The sequence below is a fragment of the Streptomyces phyllanthi genome, from assembly GCF_009377205.1.
Lineage (GTDB): Bacteria > Actinomycetota > Actinomycetes > Streptomycetales > Streptomycetaceae > Streptomyces > Streptomyces phyllanthi.
In genome coordinates, this window is record NZ_VJZE01000572.1 from 1 (window position 1) to 4,987 (window position 4,987).

Annotated in this window: 3 protein-coding genes and 1 pseudogene; 3 read left to right on the forward strand and 1 reads right to left on the reverse strand. The window is 70.0% G+C overall.

The features are described from left to right. A pseudogene (locus tag FNH04_RS41075) lies at positions 1 to 240 on the reverse strand (hypothetical protein); the annotation flags it as partial. A gap of 249 nt (positions 241 to 489) precedes the next feature. On the opposite strand from FNH04_RS41075, the gene FNH04_RS41080 reads away from it, so the two are divergent. The 3 genes from FNH04_RS41080 (at position 490) to FNH04_RS41090 (ending at position 4,880) form a co-directional block, all read left to right on the forward strand. After that, positions 490 to 1,503 (forward strand): SCO0930 family lipoprotein, encoded by a 1,014-nt coding sequence (locus FNH04_RS41080; protein ID WP_152791284.1) that lies wholly within the window; start codon positions 490 to 492, stop codon positions 1,501 to 1,503. Between the two features lie 423 nt (positions 1,504 to 1,926). Next, the gene (locus FNH04_RS41085) at positions 1,927 to 2,739 is read left to right on the forward strand and encodes an SAM-dependent methyltransferase (RefSeq protein ID WP_152791283.1); all 813 of its coding nucleotides are present in this window, start codon (positions 1,927 to 1,929) and stop codon (positions 2,737 to 2,739) included. After that, the gene (locus tag FNH04_RS41090; protein ID WP_322725347.1) at positions 2,736 to 4,880 is read left to right on the forward strand and encodes a putative bifunctional diguanylate cyclase/phosphodiesterase; all 2,145 of its coding nucleotides are present in this window, start codon (positions 2,736 to 2,738) and stop codon (positions 4,878 to 4,880) included. The genes FNH04_RS41085 and FNH04_RS41090 overlap by 4 nt, the downstream gene beginning before the upstream one ends. Positions 4,881 to 4,987 lie beyond the last annotated feature (107 nt).

The following is a 4,987-nucleotide window of genomic DNA, read 5'->3' on the forward strand; positions in this document are numbered from 1 at the left end:
GGGCGGCGTCGGGGGACACGTCGGAGTCGGCGTCGGGGTGGGCGTCGGCTTCGCCGGGCCGCAGGAGACGATGCCCCCGACCGCCACGGCGACCTCCACGCCGTCGGGGCCGATACCGGCGTACACACACGCATCGGCGACGGCTGTTCCGCTCGGCGCCCCCACGAGGAGCCAGGTCAGCGCGAGCAGGGCCGACAACCGGATGGCGAGGGCGGATCGGGTCCGCTGGGGTCCGTGCACGCGGAGATCTTCGGCTCTGACACGCCCGTGCACGCCGGAGCCCAGGATGATTGCCCCAAACGGGGGACAAGCGACCGTGACAGAGTGCCTCAGGGGGAACGTAAGTACCTTCCGTCTCGGGAGTCGTCACAGGTTCCGGAAAGAAATTTGTGCAGTGGTTGAACACACCTCCCACCCCCGCCCGTACCTAGGGCCAGCAAGCGGCGTGGCAGGGCGCCGCAAACACCCAAGGATCACGGGGAGTTGACGATGAAGACCTCCTGGCGGAGCGCCTCACTCGTAGCGACGGCTGCGTTCGTGCTGGCGCTGACGACGGCGTGCGGTCAGGAAGACGGCACGTCCAGCAGCCAGAACGTGGGCGCCACGACGCCGGCCGGCGGTATCGACCTGGGCAGCGGCGGCTCCGCCGTCGGCTCCGGCACCGACGCGCAGGACGAGCAGGGCGCCACGGCCCAGGGTGCGGCAGCCGGTCAACTGACCGTGTTCAAGAGCGACAAGTACGGCGAGGTCCTCACCGACAGCGCCGGGTTCACCCTCTACCGCTTCGACAAGGACACGGCCGAACCGCCGAAGACGACCTGTGAGGGCGAGTGCGCCACCACGTGGCCGCCCGTCCCGGCCTCGGGCGCCAAGGCGGCCGAGGGCATCGACAAGTCGCTGCTCGGCGAGGTCACCCGCCCCGACGGCACCAAGCAGCTGACGATCGACGGCTGGCCCATGTACCGGTACGCCAAGGACACCAAGGCCGGTGACGTCAAGGGCGAGGGCCTGAACGGCGCGTGGTACGCGTCGGCCCCCAACGGCAAGAAGGCGGCCGGCGGTGCCGCGGGTTCGGGCTCGGGCTCGGACGACGAGGGATCCGGCTCGGCCGAGGCGATCGGGGACCTGCCCGGTCTCTCGACCCGCGAGGACCCCAAGCTCGGCACGGTCGTCGTCGACAAGAACGGCATGACGGTCTACCGCTTCGAGAAGGACACCCCGTGGCCGATGAAGTCGGCCTGCGTCGGAGCGTGCCTGGAGAAGTGGCCGGTCGTCGAGCCGGTCGACGCCGCCGACACCAAGGGCATCGACAACAAGAACGACGGCCGCAGGGGCTATGTCGTCCTGAACCGTCCGGACGGACTCAAGCAGCAGAGCATCGACTGCTGGCCGCTCTACACCTTCTCGGGCGACAAGAAGCCCGGTGACACCAACGGCCAGGGCGCCGGCGGCACCTGGTACGCCATCTCGCCCGAGGGCAAGGCACTCGGCAAGCCGAAGTAGGGCGATCACCTTCCCCAGGGGGACCGCCCCACCGCTCCCGACCGAAGGGAGGTGTTCGACAGTCGTAAGACCCGGATGCACAGAGCCAGGGCACAATCCCCGGTCCGCCCCCTCCGCACCGCACGGAGGGGGCGGACCGTTCGGCATGCCCGGACAAACACTGAAACGCGGTCAGAAAGGCCGGACACCCTCCGTGTCGGGACATCACCCACCGTGTCTCCCCGTCGCTGCCGCACACGCTCCGGATCGGAGCGCGTTCACTCCGTGAACGCGTCCGGGAACCGACAATTCGGCACTTGCCGGAGGCAGTGCCCCGGAACGGACGGTCAATTTCCGTTTGGGGTCGCCCCTTTGGCGGCCGATCAGTAGCCTCAGCTCGAACACTGGATCGCCTACGCCACACCCGACGCGTTGGAGTGATAGATGGAGCGTCCCGCCTGGGCCCCGCGGAGCATCGACATCACGGTGCCGTCCGTGGCCCGGATCTACGACTACTACCTGGGCGGTTCGCACAACTTCGAGGTCGACCGGGAAGCGGCCCGCAAGGCCATGGAGTTCATGCCGGGACTGCCCAGGATCATGCAGTCCAACCGGGCGTTCCTGCGCCGCGCGGTGCGGTACGCGGCCGGCGAGGGCATCACCCAGTTCCTGGACATAGGCTCCGGCATCCCCACCTCCGGCAGCGTCCACGAGGTCGCCCGGTCCGTCCGCCCCGGCGCGCGCGTCATGTACGTCGACAACGACCCGGTCGCCGTCGCGCACAGCCAGGCCGTGCTGGAGGGCGACGAGGACGCGGACGTGCTCGCGGCCGATCTCCGCAAGCCCCAGGACATCCTCAAGAACCTCCAGGTGCGGGGCCTGATCGACCTGAACCGGCCTGTCGCGGTGCTCCTCGTTGCCATACTGCACTTCGTGGAGGACGCGGACGACCCGTACGGAGCGGTGACCGAACTGCGCGACGCGCTCGCACCCGGAAGCCTGCTGGTCGTGTCGCATGCCTCGTATGAGGGAATCCCGCTTCCGCGGGAGCGGGCCGAGGGCGCGGTCGACGTGTACAAGGACATCCGCAATCCGCTGATCATGCGCTCGCGCGAGGAGATCGCGCGGTTCTTCGAGGGGTACGACATGGTGGAACCCGGGCTGGTGTCGACGGCGAGGTGGCGGCCGGACACGGCACCCGAGGACGAGGACCCGTATGCCTTCGCCGGGTTCGCGGGCGTGGGGCGTTCGGCGTGACCGCGGAGCCGGACGGGCCGGAGGACAGACTGCGCCGGTTCGCGACGATCTGGAGCCGGGCCGTCTTCCCGGTGACCTCCACGTCGCTGACCCGGCCGGAGTTCGAGGAACAACTGCTACCGCTCGCCCGGCGGTTGAGTGAGGCGCTGCTGGCCAGGGCCTTCGACCCCGAGGCGGGCAAGGAGGTCGGTGCCGCGCTCGTCGCCGGGCACTGCACCGACCCGGAGGCGCTCAGCCGCTCGCTCGACTGCGTGGACGCCTATCTGGTGCTGTACTGCGGCGAGGACGGCCCCCAGGAGGACCTGCGCGCCCGTTCGTCGCGGCTTCAGCACGCCATGGCCGCCGGGTACGCGCAGGCGCTGCGGGAGCGGACGCTGTCCGAGCAGGAGTCCATCGCCCAGGCCGCGCTGACCGCCCAGGGAGCGGTCGCCCAGGCGCTGCACGAGAGCGAGGCCCGGTTCCGCGCGGTGTTCGAGGGCGCGGCCATAGGCATCGGCATCGCCGATCTCGAGGGCAACATCCTGGAGGTCAACGGTGCGCTGATGCGCATGTTCGGCGGCTCCGAGCAGGCGGTGCGGGAGCGCAACGTCCAGGAGTGGACCCATCCCGAGGACGCGCCCCAAGTCTGGCGGCTGTACGAGGAGTTGGTCAGCGGGGAGCGTGAGCACTACCACGTCGAGAAGGCGTTCTACCGGCCTGACGGAACGGCCCTGTGGACCAACCTCACGGTCTCCCTCCTGCGGGACGCGGACGGCAACCCCCGCTACCAGCTGGCGCTCATGGAGGACACGACGGAGCGCCGGCTGCTCAACCTCCGGCTGCGCTACGAGGCCACCCATGACGCGCTGACCGGGCTGCCCAACCGCACGCTCTTCTTCGAGCGCCTGGAGAAGGCGCTCTCGGCGGGCGAGGGCCAGCGCTTCGGGCTGTGCTACCTGGACCTCGACGGCTTCAAGACCATCAACGACAGCCTCGGGCACGCGGCCGGGGACCGGCTGCTCGTGGAGGTCGCCGACCGGCTGCAGTCCTGCGCGACCGCGCCCGGCGAGATGGTCGCCCGGCTCGGCGGCGACGAGTTCGTGGCGCTGACCACCGGCCCCGACACCCAGCAGGAGGTCGACGACCTCGCCGACCGCATCATGAACGCGCTCGTCACCCCGGTCCGTATCGACGGCCGTGAACTCCTCGTACGCGGCAGCATCGGCATCGTCGAGGGGCCGGCGGGGGAGCGGGGCCCGGCGGAGGTGCTGCGCAGTGCCGACATCACCATGTACCGGGCCAAGTCGGCGGGCGGGAACCGGTACGAGGTGGCGGACGCCGAGTCCGACGCCCGGGCGATCACCCGTCATGGCCTGACCACCGCGCTGCCCGCGGCTCTCGACCGGGGCGAGTTCTTCATCGAGTACCAGCCGCTGGTCCATCTCGGTGACAGCACCGTGCGGGGCGCGGAGGCGCTCGTCCGCTGGCTGCATCCGCAGCACGGTGTCCTCGGACCGGACCGTTTCATCCCGCTCGCCGAGCACACCGGGCTGATCGTGCCGCTGGGACGGTGGGTGCTGGAGGAGTCGGTGCGCCAGGCGCGGGAGTGGCAGGAACGCCACAAGGACAAGCTGGGCTCGGGCCCTCTGCGCGTCAACGTCAATCTCTCCCCCTGCCAGCTGACCCACCCGGGGCTGGTCCAGGACACGGTCGAGATCCTGGAGCGCTCGGGGCTGGAACCGGGCGCGCTCTGTCTGGAGGTGACGGAGTCGGCGTTGATCGGTGCCGACGACGAGGTCCTCAAACCCCTGCGGCGGCTGGCCGAGATGGGCGTCGACATCGCGCTGGACGACTTCGGTACGGGGTACTCCAACCTGGCCAATCTGCGCCGCCTTCCGGTGAGCGTGCTGAAGCTGGACCGTTCCTTCACGCAGGGCATGCAGCAGTTCCCGGCGGATCCCGTCGACCTGAAGATCGTCGAGGGGATCGTGACGCTTGCCCACAGCCTGAACCTCGCGGTCACGGTGGAGGGGGTCGAAACGGGCGCGCAGGCGGAGCAGCTCCGCATACTGGGCTGCGACACGGCCCAGGGCTGGTACTACGCCCGTCCGGGACCGCCGGACAGGCTGCACGAGCTGGCCATGGCTGACGCGACGGGCTGACGGCGGGGGATCGGTTCCTCGCCCCAGCGGCTCATCAGGGACCTGAACTCGCAGACAGCAGCATCCGCTGAAGCTCCCGAGCAGCCCGAGGCGGAGCCACGTCACTC

Coding starts and splice junctions, on each gene's coding strand:
- FNH04_RS41080 (WP_152791284.1), top strand. CDS start 490: ATGAAGACCTCCTGGCGGAGCGCCTCACTCGTAGCGACGGCTGCGTTC.
- FNH04_RS41085 (WP_152791283.1), top strand. CDS start 1,927: ATGGAGCGTCCCGCCTGGGCCCCGCGGAGCATCGACATCACGGTGCCG.